The organism is Enterococcus sp. C50 (assembly GCF_040887505.1).
In the GTDB taxonomy this organism is placed as follows: Bacteria; Bacillota; Bacilli; order Lactobacillales; family Enterococcaceae; genus Enterococcus_B; species Enterococcus_B thailandicus.
The window spans coordinates 331,721-351,486 of the sequence record NZ_JBFOFW010000001.1 but is presented as its reverse complement, the minus strand read 5'-3'; the positions used below and the strand labels follow the sequence as shown (position 1 = coordinate 351,486).

Here is a 19,766-nt window from a genome sequence, read left to right as displayed (position 1 = left end):
GGGAAACGATTAAGAGCCAAACTGAATAGCTCAGGCAAATAAAAAAACTATCAATTGATTTTTGATAGTTTTTTTGTTGCTTAGAATCTTTTTATTGGTTCGACACATGATCTGTTTCCTTAATTGAATATAATTGAGTGGATCTGGAATTAATTAGGGTAAATAATTCATTCCAATTATCCGCAGTAGGAATGATTTCAAATAAAATACTGGTTTCTACATCTAATTCGTCTGTCAAGTATTCTTTATAATTTGTCACAACAATATCGACTTGATTTTTCTTAAAGTATTCCAAAATACTAATATCATATCTGTTTGGAAAGAAAAGTTGATGATATTTACCAAGATATTTTGTCGCATTTGCTTGGACATTCTCACAAATATAACGGTTTCCTTCGAGAAAAAAAGCGATTCTTTTTTGATAATGTGAATGAACGAGTAACATAGAATCAATGAAAAGTGTAAAAGCAGCACAGACATCTCCTGCTTGTCGTGTAGTTAACTGGAGATCCCTTCCAATGGTTTCCTCAATAAACTGCAAATTTTGTAGATATTTTGATGCGAATTTTTCTTTAGAATTCAGTAACCAAGCAAGATACTATTCGCGGAACACTATATCGTACTGTTAAACATCAAATTGAAGACCACTCACTTTGGTTGAATGTCAACTTTGTAGGCGATATTAAGTGGGCTTATGAGGTTGAAGATACACTAATCTAGCACGAACTCTTCGTTAATCAACAAAATGTCCATGGTAACGAAGCATCGTGACAAATAATTAGGAAAAAAGATAGGTGCTTCCTATCTTTTTTTGTGGAAAATTTTAATCAGTCAGGAGATAACTTTAAAGGCAATTCGTAGCGAATTGGAAACAAGCAACAAAGTGAATAGATGAATCTTATTTTGTAAAAAGCATAAAGTCCCACCCATAATGTGGATGGGACTTTATTGATTAATGAAAGGAATCTAGACTAACTCTCAATGATTAAAAATAAAGCCCCAAATAAGTTTCAATCAATAAATCAGCTTGAAGCATTAGTGCAGAGCGAGAAGTAATGTCATAGTTTTCATAAATATTTGTTGGCATGGAAGAGCTTAGCGTAACATCAGTTAACTTAGCTAGCGTACTATTACCATTATTCGTAATAGAAAATAGATCAACTCGTTCAACGTAGTTCATCTTTTTTACGGCTTGAATAATTGTTTTTGTTTCACCGCTCATCGATAAAAAGAGAACAATATCATCTTTTTTGGTAAACGTTGGCATCAACTCAATCAGATGTGATTCATAGGTATAAAGTGTGGACTTATTTAGCTGTAAAAATCGCTTGGCGACGTACTCTGCAATCGGCTTTGTTATGCCAACGCCGGCAACATAGAGTGTGGAAGCGCCGTGGATTTTTTGCGCAATGTACGTTAATTTGTCTAAATCGGTACCGGTTATCACCGCATCTAGATAAGAGCGGTATCGTTCAGCCAGATCCTTTTGCGGAACAATTTGTGTGTCGCTGACAATTCTTTCTACTAAGTATTTAAAATTGGAAAAGCCATCTAGCCCAAGCTTTTTGGTCATTCGAATAATCGTGGTATTTGATGTGTTTAATTTCTCAGCAATTTCAGATAAAGTAAGTTTTTTTACTAGATTAGGATGTTCGTCCAAATAATAAAAAACATATTTCTCAGTTTCAGATAGATTTCCAATATCAGTTACAAAATAATTTTCAATAGCACCCATCTTGTATCTCCCCCTTGGCGTATAATTATACGCTTTCTGAACTTTTTTTAATACGGTTTTGTGATATAACTGTGTTTGTAATAAATGAAAGGGCTTTTAATTATTTGTTGAGGTGGATTTATGATAACAGAAAAAATAGCAACACATCTAGAAAAAATATACACAAGTAAGCAAGATCTCGATCAAGCGAATCAACTTTTTACTGATTTATTAGAAAAATACGCTACGAAAGAATTTACTGAAAATCCAGCAATCGATCAATCAAATGCATACCTAATCACTTATGGTGATAGTTTTCAAAATGGCAATGAAAAAGGACTAAAAGTGTTAAGGGAGGTAGTCCAGACATATCTGGATGACAGTATCACAGATGTTCATTTGCTACCTATGTTTCCATTTACCTCAGATGATGGTTTTTCTGTGACGGATTATTTAACAATCAATCGAGCGCTGGGTGATTGGGATGACATCAAAAAGTTAGCGCAGAAGAAACGTTTGATGTATGACTTTGTTGCTAACCATATGTCAGCTAAGAGTGAATGGTTCAAAAAGTTTTTAAACAATGACATAGGTTTTGAACAAAGTTTTGTTGAGTATCAAGAAGAGTTTGATACCACAAATGTTACTAGACCAAGAACTTCTCCGTTGTTCCATGAGTATTCAACTGATAAAGGAGAAAAGAAGAAGGTTTGGACCACGTTTAGTGATGATCAAGTGGATGTCAATCCAAAAGATCCAATCATGTTAGCACGTTTGTCCGAAGTCTTACTTGAATATACGTTTCGTGGTGCGTCGTCCATTCGTTTAGATGCCATTGGTTTCTTATGGAAAGATTCGGGAACGACTTGTATGCATTTACCCAAAACACATGAAATCGTAAAAATGTGGCGAACACTCTTGAATCACTTTTCATCAAATACACAAATTATTACTGAAACAAATGTCCCTCACAAAGAGAACATTTCGTATCTAGGTGATGGTCATAATGAAGCGAATCAAGTGTATCAGTTTCCATTGCCGCCGTTAGTTCTGTTTTCGTTTATTCAAGAGAATACACAAAAGTTAGCTGAGTGGGCGAGCACAATCCATGCTCTTTCAGATGAAGCAACGTTCTTTAATTTTTTGGCTTCACATGATGGGATTGGGATGCGACCAGTGGAAGGAATCCTAGATGATACCGAGCGAGAAACAATTGTTGAACGAGTGTTGAACAATCAAGGGAAAGTTTCGTATAAGAGTAATCCTGATGGGTCACAAACAGTTTATGAATTGAATATCAATTATGGCGATGCGTTACGTTCGTCAGAAGATACAGATCAACTCGCAGCCAAAAAATTGATTGCCGCACACAATATTTTGCTTTCCTTTGTAGGCGTCCCCGCAATTTATTATCATTCCATCTTTGGTTCGCGTGGGGATTTACAAGGTGTTGAGGAATCAGGTATTAATCGGCGAATCAATCGACAAAAAATTGAGACAAAACAATTAGCTACGGAATTAGACATAGATTCTTATCGCAAAACAGTTTATGAAGGAATCACGAGACTGCTGAAAGAGCGTCAGAATTATGAAGCATTTTCTCCATATGGGGAACAGGAAGTACTACATTTAGATGAGCAAGTGTTTGCACTCAAACGAACGGCTAAAGATGGCTCTGAAATTATTTCTTTGACCAATGTAACTGGTACTGAAAAAATAGTCGAAGGCTTAAATGGAATCAATGTTCTAACTCAGACAGAAGTGGATAACAATTTTAGATTAGCACCATACGGCATTGCTTGGATCAAAGTTGGTGAACAACAATGAAGGTTCTCATAGCTATTGATAGCTTCAAAGGAAGTGCTAGCTCAATTGAACTGAATCGTGCTGTTGCTGAAAAATTGAATCAACTTGATTTTGTGGAAAGTACAACAGAAATTGCGATTGCAGATGGTGGCGAAGGTACATTAGCAAGTGTTCAGCATTCTTTAAACGGGGAAATTTTAGAAATACCAACGATTGATCTAATGGGAAAACCAATCAATGCCAAAGTGCTTAGCTTTAGAGCAGAGGGAAAACGGCAGGCACTAATTGAGTCTGCGGATACGATGGGTTTGGACTTGATTAAACCAAGTGCTGAAACAGTCAAAGCAGCTTCGTCAAAAGGGCTCGGGTTACTGATTAAAGAAATAGAGCAACGTGGTTTTCAAAAAGTGATTACATTGGGCGGATCGGGCGTTACTGATGGTGGCTTGGGATTGCTGAAAGAATTTGGTGCGACATTTCTTGACAGGCAACAAAACGATTTAGAAGAGGGAAACTTATTACTGGATGCCAGCGAAATTGAAATTTCAACAATCAGATTCCCCAACATACCAATTATTGTGGCAAATGATGTAACCAATCCTTATTTTGGTAATCAAGGGGCATTTCAAGTGTTTTCTCAACAAAAGGGCGCAACAGCCGAACAGATACGGCAATTAGATGCAAATGCAGAAAAATTGAGTCAAACGATTCTCAAAGAATTAAACATTGATTTAGCAACTTTGCAAGGTGCAGGAGCTGCCGGCGGCTTGGGAGGAGCACTGGCTATTCTTGGAGCAAAAATGGACGCAGGATTTAAATTGGTTACGGAATTGATTGACTTTGAAGACAGGCTGAAAACAGCAGATGTGGTGGTGACCGGCGAGGGAAGTATCGATCAACAGAGTTTGTTTGGTAAAGTACCTTTTGCTATCGCAGAACTAGCTAAGAAGTATCAGAAACCAGTGATTGCTATTTGTGGAAAAAAAAGTATAACTAATAATGAATCTTCGCCATTTTCTGGAATTTTTTCGATTCAAACAAAGCCAATTTCTTTACCGGATGCGATGGAGAAAGCAACAACCTTGAAAAATGCTGCTGAATTGGTATCTGAAATTTTTATTACTGCTTTTCAACTATCAAAAAATGGAGGAATAGGACATGGATTTAAGTAGTATTACAAATGAATCATTGATTTTTATTCATCAAAGTTGGCAAACGCAAGCGGAAGTCTTCGATCACTTGATTGATGCTTTTGTTCGTAATGACATCGTTACTGATAAGGAAGCTTTTTTAGCAGCTGTCCGTGAAAGAGAGGCTATTTCTGAAACTGGAATGGAGAATGGTTTTGCTATTCCACATGGTAAATCAACAACTGTTTCAAAAGCAGCCGTAGCCATTGCTACTTTGGACAAAGCGATGCCGGCAGGAGATTGGCCGTCAATTGACCCATCAAATCAAGTTGAGCTGATTTTCTTGCTAGCCATTCCAGACGCTGAAAAAGGACAAACTCACTTGAAAATTTTATCTGAGCTAAGCGTGAAATTAATGGATCCTGTCTTAGTAGACCAACTAAAAAAAGCAAGGACAAAAACAGAAATACTGCAATTATTATCGAATCAAAACAGCGAAATGGAGGAAGTAGTCCCAATGACAGCGAAAAACATCTTAGCTGTAACTGCGTGTGCGACCGGCATTGCCCATACTTATATGGCAGCTGAAGCATTACAAAAAGCGGCGAAAGAAAAAGGAATCACTATCCATGTAGAGAAACAAGGTGCTAATGGCATCGAAGACGGAATTACACCAGAGATGATTCAAGCTGCAGATGGCATAATTTTCGCAACGGATATTGCACCAAAAGGTAAGGAACGTTTTAAGGAGCTTCCCTATATTCAAACAAAAGTTGCAGAACCATTGAAACACGGATCTGCAATGATTGATCGATTGATTACGACACCCGACGGTAGAGTCAAAGCAGCCGACGATCTGTCTAGTAGTGATGCTAGTTATGGACCAAAAAAAGCTTCCGTAATGAGTACATTGATGCAAGCAGTTATGACTGGTATTTCATACATGATTCCAATCTTAGTTGCGGCAGGTGTAATGATTGGGATTTCGCAAATTGGTGCTAGTTTCTTCGGATTGAGTAAAGAAATCGGTAACGCCGAAATGGCTACAAATGCAAATCAACTCATTGTCTTGCTTCATTATATTGGGCTTACGGGAAATATGACAATGCGCTTTATGTATCCAATTTTCACAGCATTTATGGCGTATTCAATTGCTGATCGTCCAGCATTAGCTTCTGGTTTTATTGGTGGTGCATTTGCCGCAGGGTTACATCAAACTTTATGGGGTGTAGAAGGTGGCATTCCTTCTGGCTTCTTTGGCGCATTGATCTTAGGAGCAGTTTCTGGCTATGTTTGTAAGTTCTTGAATGAACATGTGAAATTACACAAGAATTTACAAGCAATGAAGCCAATGTTGATTATTCCTGGTCTATCCATTTTGGCAGTCTTCTTTGTCAATTATCTCTTGGTCGACCCAGTATTTGGTGGATTGAATGGTTGGCTACAGCAGATGGTTATGCAATATCAAGATTCTGGTAAAGTAGTGCTTTCAACAATCATTGCTTGCTTAACAGCGTTTGACTTAGGCGGGCCAGTGAATAAAGCAGCCGGTGCAGTTGCAATCGGAATGGCAGCTGATCAAATTTTCCCATTGACACCAAGAGTATTAGCGATCGTAATTCCACCAATCGGTATTGGTTTAGCAACTATTTTAGATAAATATATCGTTGGTCGTCGTGTATTTGATGATAATTTACGCGTAACAGGCCGAACATCATTGGTTCTTGGTTTTCTAGCAATTGGTGAAGGCTCAATTCCGTTTGCTTTGCAAAATCCATTGATCACGATTCCTATCAATATGATTGGCGCATCAATTGGGGCAGTTTTAGCTGTTGTTTTAGGAGCAGTTCAGTGGTATCCACTTCCTGCAGTTTGGGGTTGGCCACTGGTTGAGAACTTTTGGGCATATGCTGTCGGTTTGATTGCCGGCGTTTTATTCATCGCCTTAGGAAATATCTTTATTCGATTTTATTTGATTAAGAAAAAAGAAGCGAAAAAAGCTTAAAAGTAGGGGAAACTAATGACAAAAACAGTATTCGTAGTGGCACATTCACATTGGGATCATGAGTGGTATTTCACACAAGAAGATTCCGATATTATTTTAGTAGAAAATCTTGATTATTTAATTGACACGTTAGAAAATGATCCGGCATTCACTTGCTACTCTTTTGATGGGCAATTTTCTATTGTTGAAAAATATTTGAAAATTCGTCCAGAAAATAAAGAGCGTTTGTTAGCTCTTGTCGAAAAGAAGCGCCTTTTCATTGGGCCTTGGTACACTCAGGCAGATGCATTGCTTGGGATGACTGAGTCCGTTATTCGTAATTTATTGTATGGAGTGAAATATGCAGAAAGCTTTGGCCATTCCATGAATATCGGTTATGCACCAGATATTTTTGGGCAACATGCTTATTTACCATCAATTTACTCTCGTTTTGGCATGGATTATTCCATTTTTCAACGAGGTGTTTATAACGAACAGGTTGCAAAGAACTTGAACTTTTTGTGGGAAGCTCCTAACAAAGAGACAATTAAAACAAATAATATTTTTTATGGTTACGGTCCGGGAAAATTTTTAACAACAGAAGAGAACTATGTCAATCAACGTTTATTACCTATTCTGGATGAGCTAGCAAGGAAAAATCAGGATACCAATGCTATTTTGCTGCCGGCTGGTGGTGACCAAGTCATTATCAATCAAGCGTTTCCTGAGACAGTGAAACAATTAAATGAATTAGATTCAGCATATGAATTCCTACTTAGTGATTATGAAACCTTTATGGCAGCTGCTTGGGATGAAAATAATTTCCCTGACACGATTTCTGGGGAATTGCTCGCTTGTCAAAAATCACGTATTCATAATACATGTCGTTCCGAGCGTTATGATATTAAACGTTTGAATTTTGAAGTTGAGGAACTGCTGATCCATGAACTAGAACCATTATGTTTGATTGGTCAACAGCACGGAATCAAGTTCCCGCAAAATTGGTTGGATCAAATTTGGAAAAAAATCTTTGATAGTCAAGCCCACAACGGCATTGGTGCATCAAATTCGGATGATGCGAACCATGATATCGTTGTTCGCTTAACCAGTGCTTTACGTCAAGTAAAAGACTTGATCAATTTAGTCAAGCGTCAACTGGTAGGAGCTATCAGTAGCCAATTAGGAACAGAAGATGTCGTAACGTTATTTAACACAGATATCAAAACACAAACTTTTACACGTGAATTAGTCCTGTTTAGTTCAAAACCGTCTTTTGGTATCAGAACGGTGACGGGTGAAGCAATTGAATATGTAGTCAAAGAACAAATCAGTCTCGATGGAGGTAAAAGAATCATTGTGACGTCAAAAGGGGAGAAAGAAGAAGAGGTCCCTCCGTATTATCGCTCAACTATTTTGTTGAAAGACGTTTCAGTTCCTGCGATGGGATACACTACTCTCCTAATGGAGGACCAATCAGGAGTAACAATCGGTACAACGGAAAAATCAGCTACAACTTCCATTGAAAACGAGTCGTTCAAATTTAATTTTGCTGACCGCCTAGTGATTGAAAATTTACAAACGGGAGAAAGAATAGAAGACCCATTCCATTTTGATGATACTGCGGATGCAGGAGATTCTTTTGATTACTCACCGTTAAAAAGTGGTGATGAAGCAATCATCATTAGTGACTATGAGAGAGGTACTGTAACTAAGAATGACTTGTGTCAATCTGTGGAGTTAACGCATACAGTGAAATTGCCAGCAAAATTAACTGGTGAAAAACGGTCAACTGAAAAAGTAGAGTTTGTTATCCAAACGAAAGTCTCGCTTTACACAGGTGAAAACTTTATCCGAATCACTCACCAAATGAATAATCAAGTATTAGATCATCGTGTCCGTGTTAACTGGAAAACAGGTGTTACAGATTTAGCAAAACATCATGCAGATCAAGGGTATTCAGCGTTAGAACGTTTGAGTACTAATCCATATCAAGAAAATTGGCGTGAATTAGGATTTGTTGAAAAGCCAATGCCAATCTATCCATTAGAAAGTTTTGTTGCGTTATCTGATGAAAAGGCACATTTTACTTTCCACACAGGAATGATAAAAGAATATCAAGTGGAACCTGAAAAAGAACGATTGTCAGTAACTTTATTCCGTAGCAATGGGTTGTTAGGTCGAGATGATCTTGCATGGCGTCCAGGACGTGCTTCTGGAATTAATAATATGGTGGTTGAAACACCAGATGGACAGATGCTGACGGAAATGTCATTTGACTATTTCGTAAGTTTTGGGGAAGGACGCTTTGATCCAACTGAAGCCTATGAAATTTCGAAAAAATTATTTACAACGCAAGATTTTTATCAAGTACAAAGCTTGAATTCTTATTTGAATCGGGTAGATCGTTTTAATATTCCACCGCTAACTAACGTTGTTCCTAGCGAAGATTCATTGCTGAAATTAGAAAATAAACAGTTGTTTATGAGTACTGCTAAAAAAGAGTGGGCAGGGGATGGGATGATTATTCGCTTGTTCAATCCAAATGAGACAGACGAAGCCATCAAATTAATGAACTTGGATCGATTTGACTCAGTTAAGGTTGTCGATTTAGCAGAAAATGTGTTGAATGATTTTGTTCAAGGACAAACTTTAGGAGCAAAAGATTTTCTAACACTTTGTCTAAAATAAGTAAGGGAGTTAAGGAATCATGACCTACGATTTAAGACCAACAATCAAGGTACAAGAACATGCTGCAGCAGCGGTCGGAATCACTGAGATTGTTGCAAGTTTAAAAGAACAGATAACTAAAAAAAACGCACAGATCATTTGTTTCGAGACATACCCGGGAATAGATCAGCAACTTTTAAATCAACTGGTGACTGAACTTGTACCAGAGAAGGTGATTCACAGTGAAATATGTACTCGACCAAGAAAAGAAATCAATTGTGAGTTGGCAAAAGAGTTGACAGAAGATCGTGTCTTCGGCTTGATGACCCATGCAGAAATGAACGATTATTTTGATTGTTCCGCAATTACTGAAGTACAACAGGAAATCAAAGCAACAAATGGATTAGTTATCGTATGGGGTGTAGGGGCTGCTTTGGTAGCTTCTTCACCTGACATAACTGTTTATTTCGACATCACACGTTGGGAAATCCAAAAACGATTCAGAAAAGGGTTGAACAACTGGTTGGCGGAGCCTGAAACAGATGCGCTCAAGAAATTTAAACGAGGCTATTTTTTTGAATGGCGAATTGCGGACAAACTAAAAAGTCAGTTGCGTTCACAAACGGATTTTTATATTGATGGTACAAAAAATGAAAAGTGGACAATGATTGATCGTGCGACGTACGAAACAATTCAAAAAAAAGCTGTACAGCGACCATTTCGCTTAGTGCCCTACTTTGATCAAAGTCCATGGGGTGGGCAATGGATGAAAGAAAAATTTGAGCTTCCAGATGAAATCCCAAATTATGGCTGGGCATTTGATGGAGTGCCAGAAGAAAACAGTTTAATTTTTGAATTAGAAAATGCGCAATATGAAATCCCGGCAATCAATCTCGTACGAAATTACCCAAGCCAACTGTTGGGTGAACGCGTATATGCTTTATTTGGCACAGAATTTCCAATCCGCTTTGACTACCTTGATACAATGGGTGGCGGAAATTTAAGCCTGCAGGTTCATCCTAAGGTGGAATACATTCAAGAAAAGTTTGGGATGGTTTATACGCAAAACGAAAGCTATTATATTTTAGATGCGAAGGAAGATGCTTCAATCTATCTTGGGATAAAAAATAATACTGACATAGACGAGCTGTTTAACGAACTAGAAAAGGCCAGTAAAGATAGCAACTATAGATTTGATGATACCAAGTATATTAATCATTTTCCTGTTCAAAAACACGACCATTTTTCGATTCCTGCAGGAACAATTCATTGTGGTGGCACAAACGCGGTTGTACTTGAAATCAGTGCTACTCCATATATCTTCACGTTTAAACTTTGGGATTGGGGTCGTTTGGGGTTAGACGGTAAACCTCGACCAATTCATTTAGAACATGGACGAAAAAATGTCGATCGTCGATTTGATGAGGATTATGTTCGAGCAAATCTTTTTTCACCAAATGAGATTCTTTCAAGTAACGAGCAAGCTCTTGTCGAAAAAACTGGGCTATGTGACTTAGAATTTATTGAGACTCGTCGACATACGTTTACAGGTGAAATAAAGCTAGAAGCACATGATTCGGTAAATATGCTTTGTTTGGTTGAAGGGGAGTCCATTGAGTTATTCAGTGATGATGGTGAATTCGTTCCAATCACTATTCATTACGGTGAAACCTTTATTATTCCAGATAATTGCCAGAACGTATCCTTTAAGAATAACGGGAAAAATCCTTCAGTAGTAATTCAAGCTTTTATCAAATAAGAGAAGAGCCTATTGCAAATGCGGTAGGCTCTTTTATTATGTAATCTGGACAAAAAAATAGTATCGGATGGAAACTATTTAGGTTTGGCATAAAAGTTTTTAGGCAAACAGATGACAATCTAAGTGATTTGATCGATCATTCTTATGGTATCATAAAGAAAAACAGGAATAAGGAGAAATAATGGTTACTATCAAACAGATTGCTAAAGAATCCGGAGTCTCGAAGAGCACGGTTTCTCGTTATTTAAATAACGGATATGTTAGTGAAGCAACAGCAAAAAAAATCGAAAAAATCATCAGTAAATATAATTATTCACCTAATGAATTTGCCCGTAATCTAAAGATTCAAAAAAGTAATTTTATCGGAGTAATTTCCCCGCGATTAACTTCGCCATCAATCATGGCAATTTTGAATGGGATTGATGAGGTTGCACGGAAAAATGGATTTCAAATGCTGATTTCTAATACTGAATTGGCAATCAAACGCGAGATTGAGAGTATCTACAGTCTAGTGCAAAACAAAGTAGCTGGTATTATTTTATTGGCAACCGAAATTACGGAAGAACACATCAAAGTAGCGAATTCAATCGACGTGCCAATCTTATTTGTCGGGCAATCTAATGAAGCGGTCTATTCCGTAGACCATGACAATTATCAAGCAGGTGTGAATCTTGCTCAAGCTTTGTTGGAATATGGTCACAAAGAAGTATTATATGTCGGTGTACCAGAAAATGATTTGTCAGTCGGAATCAATCGAAAACAAGGGGTTGTGACAACTTTTCTTGAAAATGGAATCACACCTCAGATCGTTCCTTCAACTTTTTATCCAGAAGATAATTATCAGTTAGGATTAGAATTGCTACCTCAAAAGAATGCCAGTTTGATTATCTGTGCGACAGATAGTATGGCGATGGGGGTAATCAAAGCTGCAAATCAATTGAATATCGCTATTGGTGTCGAACTTTCGGTTGCTGGATTTGGCGGCTACTCCTTTGGTGAGTACCTCTATCCACCGTTAACGACAGTTGACTTTCACCATCAACTTGTCGGCGAGAAAGCAGCGTGTTTAATGACTGAGCTTTTACAAGGAAATGAGATTGCGCGACAAACAATTGTTGATACGACAATGATTATCAGAAATAGTGTATGTGCTGTTAAAAAGTAGTTGACAGCGCATACATCTGCGTGTTACGCTGTTTTTGTTATTAAGGGAACGGTTCCACAAAGGGTTGGGCTTTTATTTGTTATTTTTTTAAGCAAAAACGGGAACGGTTCCATAAAAATGAGGAGGAAGAACAAAATGGAAAACCGAGAGATTGCAGCAGAAGTGATTCATGCCGTTGGTGGTGCAGAAAATATTCAAAGCGTTGCGCATTGTGCAACTCGATTACGATTGATGGTCAACGATGAAAGTAAAATCGATAAAAAAAAGGTAGAAGACATTCCCAAAGTCAAAGGAGCATTTTTTAACTCCGGACAATATCAGATTATTTTTGGAACGGGAACTGTTAATAAAATTTATGACGAGGTTATCGGTTTAGGCGCTCATGAAACGTCCACAGCTGAAATGAAATCAGAAGCAACAAAAAATGCAAATCCTTTTCAACGAATGGTTCGTACGTTTGGAGATGTCTTCGTACCGATTATTCCTGTCTTAGTTGCAACTGGTTTGTTTATGGGACTCCGTGGATTGATTACTCAGCCTCAAATTTTGCAACTGTTTGGTATGACACCTGATGCAATCAATTCGGACTTTCTTTTATACACGCAAGTCTTAACTGATACAGCGTTTGCCTTTCTACCAGCTTTAGTTGCTTGGTCAACATTTAAAGTCTTTGGTGGTAGTCCAATCATTGGGATAGTTTTAGGACTAATGTTGGTTAATCCTGCTTTACCAAACGCTTATGCAGTAGCCTCTGGAGATGCTACACCGATTATGTTACTTAATTTTATTCCGATTGTGGGGTATCAAGGAACTGTTTTACCAGCCTTTATTGCCGGCATCTTGGGTTCAAAATTGGAAAAAAGATTGCATAAATCCGTACCAGATACCTTTGATTTATTAGTCACACCTTTTGTTACATTATTAGTCATGAGCTTACTATCCTTGATGGTAATTGGCCCCATTTTTCATTCTTTTGAAACGGTGGTCTTGAATGGCACAGAATTTGTTTTGGCTTTACCATTTGGTTTAGCTGGTTTGATTATTGGTTTTTTAAATCAATTAATCGTCGTAACTGGTGTACATCACATCTTTAATTTCTTAGAAGTCCAGCTATTGGCAAATACAGGTGTGAACCCATTTAATGCAATTATTACTTGTTCTATTGCAGCACAAGGTGGCGCAACTTTAGCGGTTGGCTTCAAAACGAAATCGAAAAAATTAAAGGCATTATGTTTTCCTTCTGCTTTATCAGCCTTTTTAGGTATAACAGAACCTGCAATCTTCGGGGTAAATTTACGTTATGTAAAACCATTTATCATGGGGCTGATTGGTGGCGCTGTGGGTGGTTTTGCAGCTAGTTTGTTGCAATTGGCTGGTACTGGAATGGCAATTACAGTTATTCCGGGAACGTTGCTTTATTTAAACGGTCAATTATTGCCTTATTTATTTGTAAATATCTTAGCAATCAGTGTAGCTTTTGTCTTGACGTACTTGTTTGGCTACCAAGAAAAAATGGAAGAAGAGCTAGAACAAGCATAGACAATTGGCTTTAGTAAGGAAGTGAAAGTTAGATGTTAGATGGTAGAGTAAAGGACAGCCGTTATCCATTGAGTTTCCATTGTACACCAGAAGAAGGGTTACTGAATGATCCCAATGGATTGATTGAATATCAAGGAGCGTATCATCTCTTTTATCAATGGAATTCCAAAGACTGCTCACATGATTATAAATCCTGGGGACATGTTGTTTCTCAGGACATGATTCACTGGAAACGTTTGCCAGTGGCATTGGTTCCTAGCGAGCCTTATGACAAAGACGGAATTTATTCTGGATCAGCGATTGAAAAAGACGGCAAATTATACTTATTCTATACTGGAAATGTGATTAACCCTGATAGAAGTCGAAGTAGTTTTCAGTGTTGGGCAGTTTCAGAAAACGGTGTAGATTTTAAAAAATTAGGCCCGCTTTTTGAACATCCGCAAGGGTATACACGTCATGTGCGTGATCCAAAAGTCTGGTTTGATAATGAAACACATCGATGGCGTTTAGTACTCGGGGCTCAAACTTTAGCAGAGCAAGGAACAATTCTCTGTTACTCGTCCGCTGACTTTAAAAAGTGGCAATTTGATGGCGAACTTTTTGATTCAAATGAAATGGATAAGATCTCTCAGAGAGGCTACATGTGGGAATGCCCTGATCTTTTTCAGGTGGATGGTCAAGAACTCTTACTTTATTCGCCACAAGGATTGACGGCGGAGAGAGAACAGTATCAAAATATTCATCAAACGGTCTATCTGTCACTGACGAAAGAATGGCAGATTGCTTCAGAAAATGAGTTGGTAGAAATGGATTGGGGATTTGAATTTTATGCACCTCAAACGTTTGAAACAGCTGATGAACGACGCATACTCTATGGTTGGATGGGCGTAATGCCACCTGAAAAGGAACAAGCACAACCAACAGTTGCAGAAAAGTGGGTGCATTGTTTAACGATTCCTCGTGAATTGAACTTCCATGAAGGTCGGCTTTATCAAAGACCCATCCGAGAATTACAACAGTTGCGCGGAGAAGAGTCTACTTTTGGGTTGATGGGAGACTGGAAATGTCCTTTGGCGAAATTTGGTTCAGAAATTCTTATGACCTTTGACTCTTTTGCTGAAGATTTCCAAGTAGAAGTAACGACTGGTTTTTCTTTACTATTTGATGCTAAAAAATCGCTGTTGGAATTGAGTCGAACGAATTGGGAAGACGGCAAAAAAGAATTTCGTCATTACCATTTAGATGAACCATTGAAAGAAATTCAGTTGATGATTGATGGATCCGCTGTAGAAATTTTTGTAAACCATGGAGTAGCAGTAGCTTCAGCCCGTTTTTTCGCCCTTGAGAAACCATTACTCAAATATAATGGAAAGAATCAAGGACGTGGTGTGCATTTCAGCTTGCTTGATTGCCGTTAAAAGAAAAGGGATTGGGACAAAACTAAAAAGCCCAGTTGTTCTTAACACATTTTTCAATTCAAAAAAGCCTAAAATCACCGTTTTCAAAAACGAAGTTTAGGCTTTTTTTCTATTTAGACTATTTTTGCCCCAGCCCCTTTTTGTGTGAAGTGAGGATGTTCTTTAAGAGGTAGTAGTTGAAATTTTAGCGCGAATGGTAATTCCTGGTTGGCTTTTTATTCGTATGATTGCACTTAAATATACTGGGGAATTTTTGTACATAACTGGGTATGATGAGTATTAGAAGTGAATGACGATGATTTAGAAAAATTTATTTTATGCGAGGAAATTGTTCCTTATGATTTGTACTATATGTGAAATCAAAAATGTTGATGATGAAGATATGTTGAATTTGGGAGAGCTCTTTTATGTGAAGCGTTATATTTTGAGAAAGTCAGTTAACTTAATAGAAAAAAGAACTAGTTCCATCGAGTGTATTCATCAAAATAATGATTGATTTCGTTTTTTTATAGGAGAGAATAGGACAAGATAGTGAAGTGTGTGCTAATAGTGTTCTTGAAAAGTACTAGCGTAGGTGGTGGAGAAATGGAAGAAATCGAAAATGAACTTTTTTATCAGCGATTAAAAAAACGTGATGATGATGCATTCGATTATCTAATTACAGCTTATAGTAAATTATTATGGGCAGTGGGTGCTCGCAGTGGTGTTCATAATAACATGGATCTGGAAGAAATAATCAGTGATGTTTTCTTACGATTTTGGCAACATCCTGAAAAATTTAATCCAGAAAAAGGTAGTCTGAAAACTTATTTGTGTATTATGACAAAGAGTATGACCAGAAATAAATGGCAAAAAGTCCAAAAATTTAAACAAGAACCATTGACGGAAATAAATGAAGATGCACAACAACTGATTAGTGATGAACTTGATGAGAAAGAAGCATGGCAAGAACTGTATAACTTGATTTTGACGTTTGACGAGCCCACACGTCAATTATTGTTTTGGCGAATCTTTTGTGATTTATCTCCTCTGGAAATCGCAGAGCGCACAAAACTCACGAGTAAAGAAATTGATAATTATTTGTATCGAGGGCGTAAAAAGCTTCGTCATTTAGTGAATGAAAATTCTTTTTTTAGAGAGGTGGAAAATAGATGAAAAAAGATCCTTTAGAATATTTAACTGAAGAACAGTTAGATGAATTACTGAAATGTACTGATCAACCCTTTCACGAAAAAAATAAAAAAGAAATCAAGAATAAATTTGTAACAAAAAAGAATATGTTTAGAAAAAAGAGACAACAAAAAAGACGTTGGATAATTGGTGGATCAACGGCAGCATTAGGTTTACTATTAGTAGGATTTACTTTTCGAGATGATTTGTCGTTAGCTTATAAAAAAAGGTTTGGTACAGATACAGAAATCTTATTGTTAAATTCAGATAAGCTAAGTCAAGAAGTAACGGATCAAGGATTACGGCTAAAAGCTGTTGCCTCTTTTAAAGATGGGAATAATCAATACTTGGTTAGCCAACTAACTGATTTAACTGGTGATCGGCTAGCAAAAGATACAGTCATCGAGGATTGGGAAATGTTTAGTGGTGGGAATACCCAAGTGGTCAATTATGACGAAGGAACGAAAACGGCTACATTAGTTACCAGCGCGATTGGTGCAGAGGCTACGCCAATTTCCGGGTTTCAAATCCGTTCTTTTGCAAGTCAAGAAAAAAACTTTATAAAAACTTTTACTCCAAAATGGGAAGAAATAGTAAAACCAGCTAAAACTTGGATTGATTTAACAAAACAAGAAAGCCAAGGTGGTGGATTTGATGAAAAAGAAGCCAAAAAACTAGGCGTTACTTGGGACGAGATAATCAAGGAAGGATTAAAACCATTGGAGGTCAATGAAAAATTAGACCGAAATTTTACGATTTCCAATATTGCTTACAAAGATAATTTATTACATGTCCAACTAAAAATACCAAATGAACCTAAGATGGCAGCTGTTTTTCCAAGTTTAGCTATTGGTGAAAAAGAAATAGAACCAATCGTAGACTTTAGTATTGATGAGGGGACGCATAATAATCAAACTGGCAGATCTGATTATCAAGAATATGTTTTTGCTATTTCAGAAGCAGACTTAACTCAAGCAAAACTTCTTTTAAACGGGTGGAATTGGGGTGTCTATCAAGAAGGGAATTGGCTGATACAATTGAAAGAGGCGAAAGAATTACCAATCACCAATTTGCCTGATCAAGAAATCGATGGGGCAACGGATAAAGTATTCTTAGAAAATATTACTTTATCGCCGCTGGCACTAGACTTTGACTATACGGGGAGTTTAATCAATGTTCCGATTATATTGACTTATAAAGATGGGACAACTTTCAGATTAGATGAAGACAGGAGCCATTTCCAAGAAGGTAAAAAAATGCATTATCGTTATGAATTTGGATTAAAAGATAACGAAGAAATCCAATCAATTAAAATTGGAGCGAGTGAATTAAGTTTAGATTCCAAGGACTCAGCAACTTCTGAAGAGAAGTAAAGAAAAATTAATGTGAAAAAGTGTTAATCAGCGAACTACTAATTGGCACTCGGATCAATTGTTCCTTAAATAATTCAACTAGCTCAGGCTAACTACGAAAAATTTTTTCAAAATAAAAGGTGCTTTCAAATGTCTAACTTTTGGAAATTGAAGGCACTTTTTTATGTATGTTCCAGCTCCTTTTTCTGTCAGTTAATGAGTGTGCTTTGGAGCGTAGTAAGGAATAATAGAAGATAAAAACGCTACGGCTAAAGAATGGTTCTCCCAGCTTTTATTTTAAAAATGAAGACTGGGAGATTTTTTGTGTTCAGACAGGAGTTGCTTGAAAAAGATAGGAGTGAACAGTTTCAGCTTTATCTATAAAGAATATAGTTACCACATAAATGAGTCTTCTGGGAATGCACGTTAAACGTGTGCTTATTTAAATAAATGATAAACTTTTGGTAGTAACAGGCATGTACTGAACGTTTTCTTGTTGCCAAATTGTATTCCGTGCTACAATTTCTTTAGTAATTTTTTGATAAAGGGGTCATGAAAGATGTTAGGGAAAAAGGATAAACAAAAAAAGAAACAGCTTGAGGTAACAAATGAAAAGAAACGGAATGAAGTAGCTGAGTTGGATACACAGGAAGAACAAGAAGAATTTCAATCGTTCTTTAATGATGTGTTGAAACAATTTCCAAGTAAAATCTCTACTGCCATCATGAAATCTTTTGATAGTACAAAGACTAAAGCATTAAAGTTGACGGCTGCTAGTCGAAGTCGTTTCGATGGCGTTTTTGATGAATTTTTGACAGATGTCGATCAAGAAACTCGTAAAAAATGTCATACAACGGTTCATGTGGCATCCTTAACAGCAGCAATCATTGGTTTATCACCTATTCCGTTTTCCGACGCGTTTTTATTAGTTTCAGTACAGTTAACGATGATGGCACGTTTACATAAAATATTTGGACAATCTTGGTCGGAAAGTTTGGGTAAAAGTTTGACTAAAGAACTGGTAGTTGTCAGCTTTGGCCGTAGTGCAGTAGGCAATATCTTAAAATTTATTCCGGTAGTTGGAACAATTAGTGGTGGTGCGGTCAATGCGGTGGTTGCGATGACAATTACGGAATCTCTTGGCTGGGTGACGGTCAAAATGCTGAATGATGGGGAAGATATCTTTGATCAAGTAATGTCGTTTAAAGGCCAGTTTGATACTTTGTTCAAGGCGATTCAAGGAGTAAATAAGAAAAAATAGCCAAAAGAGGTTGTGGCTCCAAGCGTCCAGCTTCGAAAAAATAAAGAATAACTGACAAAAATAGCCTTTCATGTTTTTGAACAGTTGAGAATTATTTCGAGAAGTTGCTTGGTGAGCACCGTAGATAAAGGTTGTGGCTCCAAGCGTTCAGCTTCGAAAAAATAAAGAATAACTGACAAAAATAGCCTTTCATGTTTTTGAACAGTTGAGAATTATTTCGAGAAGTTGCTTGGTGAGCACCGTAGATAGAGGTTGTGGCCCCAAGCGTTCAGCTTCGAAAAAATAAAGAACAACTGACAAAAATAGCCTTTCATGTTTTTGAACAGTTGAGAGTTATTTCGAGAAGTTGCTTGGCGAGCACCGTAGATAAAGGTTGTAGCTCCAAGCGTTCAGCTTCGAAAAGAAAAGACTATGTCAATATTTTTTGTCATAGTCTTTTTTTTCTCAATTGGAGAATAATCGAAGCAATCGCTAAATAAATTTGATTTTTGGAGATCATCAATCTGAAAAAAGTTTCTGATCCAGTATTCAGTCAAAAAATGATGGCGAGGGATTTGCGGTAAAGCCAAGTAACAATGGTTGCGGTGATTAAGCAAGTTTTTCTAATTTCAGAGAACGCGAAAAGCCCTCCTTCTTCTAAAATAAGAAGGAGGGCTTTATGATGCTTTCAAGCGGTTCAAGAGATGAGTACTCAACTTGGAAGACAAATCTGACCGAGAAATTACCAATTACATAATGATAGTTATATTATTCTTTCAATAGTGTTAGCTCTTACATTCTCGATTCAATGTTTACTTGAAC

At 37.2% G+C, this 19,766-nt stretch carries 12 protein-coding genes and 1 pseudogene; 11 read left to right on the top strand and 2 right to left on the bottom strand.

Annotated elements, in window-relative coordinates:
* Nucleotides 1–91: 91 nt before the first annotated feature.
* Both AB3I20_RS01555 and AB3I20_RS01550 read right to left on the bottom strand, forming a co-directional pair.
* Nucleotides 92–541, bottom strand: a complete 450-nt coding sequence (locus AB3I20_RS01555; protein ID WP_368026852.1) for a hypothetical protein — start codon at nucleotides 539–541, stop codon at nucleotides 92–94.
* A gap of 444 nt (nucleotides 542–985) precedes the next feature.
* A complete protein-coding gene (locus tag AB3I20_RS01550; protein WP_067481850.1) occupies nucleotides 986–1,735 on the bottom strand; it encodes a MurR/RpiR family transcriptional regulator in 750 nt (249 codons plus the stop codon).
* Nucleotides 1,736–1,855: 120 nt separating this feature from the next.
* On the opposite strand from AB3I20_RS01550, the gene AB3I20_RS01545 reads away from it, so the two are divergent.
* The 11 genes and pseudogenes from AB3I20_RS01545 (at nucleotide 1,856) to AB3I20_RS01495 (ending at nucleotide 18,965) form a co-directional block, all read left to right on the top strand.
* Nucleotides 1,856–3,541, top strand: coding sequence for a sugar phosphorylase (locus AB3I20_RS01545; protein WP_368026851.1), 1,686 nt, complete (start codon nucleotides 1,856–1,858; stop codon nucleotides 3,539–3,541).
* The gene (locus tag AB3I20_RS01540; RefSeq protein ID WP_067481854.1) at nucleotides 3,538–4,692 is read left to right on the top strand and encodes a glycerate kinase; all 1,155 of its coding nucleotides are present in this window, start codon (nucleotides 3,538–3,540) and stop codon (nucleotides 4,690–4,692) included. The genes AB3I20_RS01545 and AB3I20_RS01540 overlap by 4 nt, the downstream gene beginning before the upstream one ends.
* Nucleotides 4,679–6,655: a fructose-specific PTS transporter subunit EIIC gene (locus AB3I20_RS01535; protein ID WP_067481856.1), complete on the top strand. Its 1,977-nt coding sequence runs from the start codon at nucleotides 4,679–4,681 to the stop codon at nucleotides 6,653–6,655. Before AB3I20_RS01540 ends, AB3I20_RS01535 begins: the two co-directional genes overlap by 14 nt.
* A gap of 15 nt (nucleotides 6,656–6,670) precedes the next feature.
* Nucleotides 6,671–9,322: a glycoside hydrolase family 38 C-terminal domain-containing protein gene (locus AB3I20_RS01530; protein WP_067481858.1), complete on the top strand. Its 2,652-nt coding sequence runs from the start codon at nucleotides 6,671–6,673 to the stop codon at nucleotides 9,320–9,322.
* 19 nt (nucleotides 9,323–9,341) lie between these two features.
* Complete coding sequence (locus AB3I20_RS01525) at nucleotides 9,342–11,060, top strand: class I mannose-6-phosphate isomerase (protein WP_082904069.1); 1,719 nt, start codon at nucleotides 9,342–9,344, stop codon at nucleotides 11,058–11,060.
* Between the two features lie 181 nt (nucleotides 11,061–11,241).
* Nucleotides 11,242–12,225: a LacI family DNA-binding transcriptional regulator gene (locus AB3I20_RS01520; protein ID WP_067481862.1), complete on the top strand. Its 984-nt coding sequence runs from the start codon at nucleotides 11,242–11,244 to the stop codon at nucleotides 12,223–12,225.
* A 135-nt stretch (nucleotides 12,226–12,360) separates the two neighbouring features.
* Nucleotides 12,361–13,761, top strand: a pseudogene (locus tag AB3I20_RS01515) (sucrose-specific PTS transporter subunit IIBC); the annotation flags it as partial.
* A 35-nt stretch (nucleotides 13,762–13,796) separates the two neighbouring features.
* A complete protein-coding gene (locus AB3I20_RS01510) occupies nucleotides 13,797–15,182 on the top strand; it encodes a sucrose-6-phosphate hydrolase (RefSeq protein WP_067481866.1) in 1,386 nt (461 codons plus the stop codon).
* Between the two features lie 585 nt (nucleotides 15,183–15,767).
* Complete coding sequence (locus tag AB3I20_RS01505; protein WP_067481867.1) at nucleotides 15,768–16,337, top strand: RNA polymerase sigma factor; 570 nt, start codon at nucleotides 15,768–15,770, stop codon at nucleotides 16,335–16,337.
* Nucleotides 16,334–17,725, top strand: a complete 1,392-nt coding sequence (locus AB3I20_RS01500; protein WP_067481868.1) for a hypothetical protein — start codon at nucleotides 16,334–16,336, stop codon at nucleotides 17,723–17,725. Before AB3I20_RS01505 ends, AB3I20_RS01500 begins: the two co-directional genes overlap by 4 nt.
* 538 nt (nucleotides 17,726–18,263) lie before the next feature.
* Complete coding sequence (locus AB3I20_RS01495) at nucleotides 18,264–18,965, top strand: YcjF family protein (protein ID WP_368026850.1); 702 nt, start codon at nucleotides 18,264–18,266, stop codon at nucleotides 18,963–18,965.
* The last annotated feature ends 801 nt before the right edge of the window (nucleotides 18,966–19,766 follow it).

What these genes read in the sequence shown, in the direction of transcription:
- AB3I20_RS01550 (WP_067481850.1), bottom strand. Translation starts at nt 1,735, where the DNA reads ATGGGTGCTATTGAAAATTATTTTGTAACTGATATTGGAAATCTATCT.
- AB3I20_RS01545 (WP_368026851.1), top strand. Translation starts at nt 1,856, where the DNA reads ATGATAACAGAAAAAATAGCAACACATCTAGAAAAAATATACACAAGT.
- AB3I20_RS01540 (WP_067481854.1), top strand. Translation starts at nt 3,538, where the DNA reads ATGAAGGTTCTCATAGCTATTGATAGCTTCAAAGGAAGTGCTAGCTCA.
- AB3I20_RS01535 (WP_067481856.1), top strand. Translation starts at nt 4,679, where the DNA reads ATGGATTTAAGTAGTATTACAAATGAATCATTGATTTTTATTCATCAA.
- AB3I20_RS01530 (WP_067481858.1), top strand. Translation starts at nt 6,671, where the DNA reads ATGACAAAAACAGTATTCGTAGTGGCACATTCACATTGGGATCATGAG.
- AB3I20_RS01525 (WP_082904069.1), top strand. Translation starts at nt 9,342, where the DNA reads ATGACCTACGATTTAAGACCAACAATCAAGGTACAAGAACATGCTGCA.
- AB3I20_RS01520 (WP_067481862.1), top strand. Translation starts at nt 11,242, where the DNA reads ATGGTTACTATCAAACAGATTGCTAAAGAATCCGGAGTCTCGAAGAGC.
- AB3I20_RS01510 (WP_067481866.1), top strand. Translation starts at nt 13,797, where the DNA reads ATGTTAGATGGTAGAGTAAAGGACAGCCGTTATCCATTGAGTTTCCAT.
- AB3I20_RS01505 (WP_067481867.1), top strand. Translation starts at nt 15,768, where the DNA reads ATGGAAGAAATCGAAAATGAACTTTTTTATCAGCGATTAAAAAAACGT.
- AB3I20_RS01500 (WP_067481868.1), top strand. Translation starts at nt 16,334, where the DNA reads ATGAAAAAAGATCCTTTAGAATATTTAACTGAAGAACAGTTAGATGAA.
- AB3I20_RS01495 (WP_368026850.1), top strand. Translation starts at nt 18,264, where the DNA reads ATGTTAGGGAAAAAGGATAAACAAAAAAAGAAACAGCTTGAGGTAACA.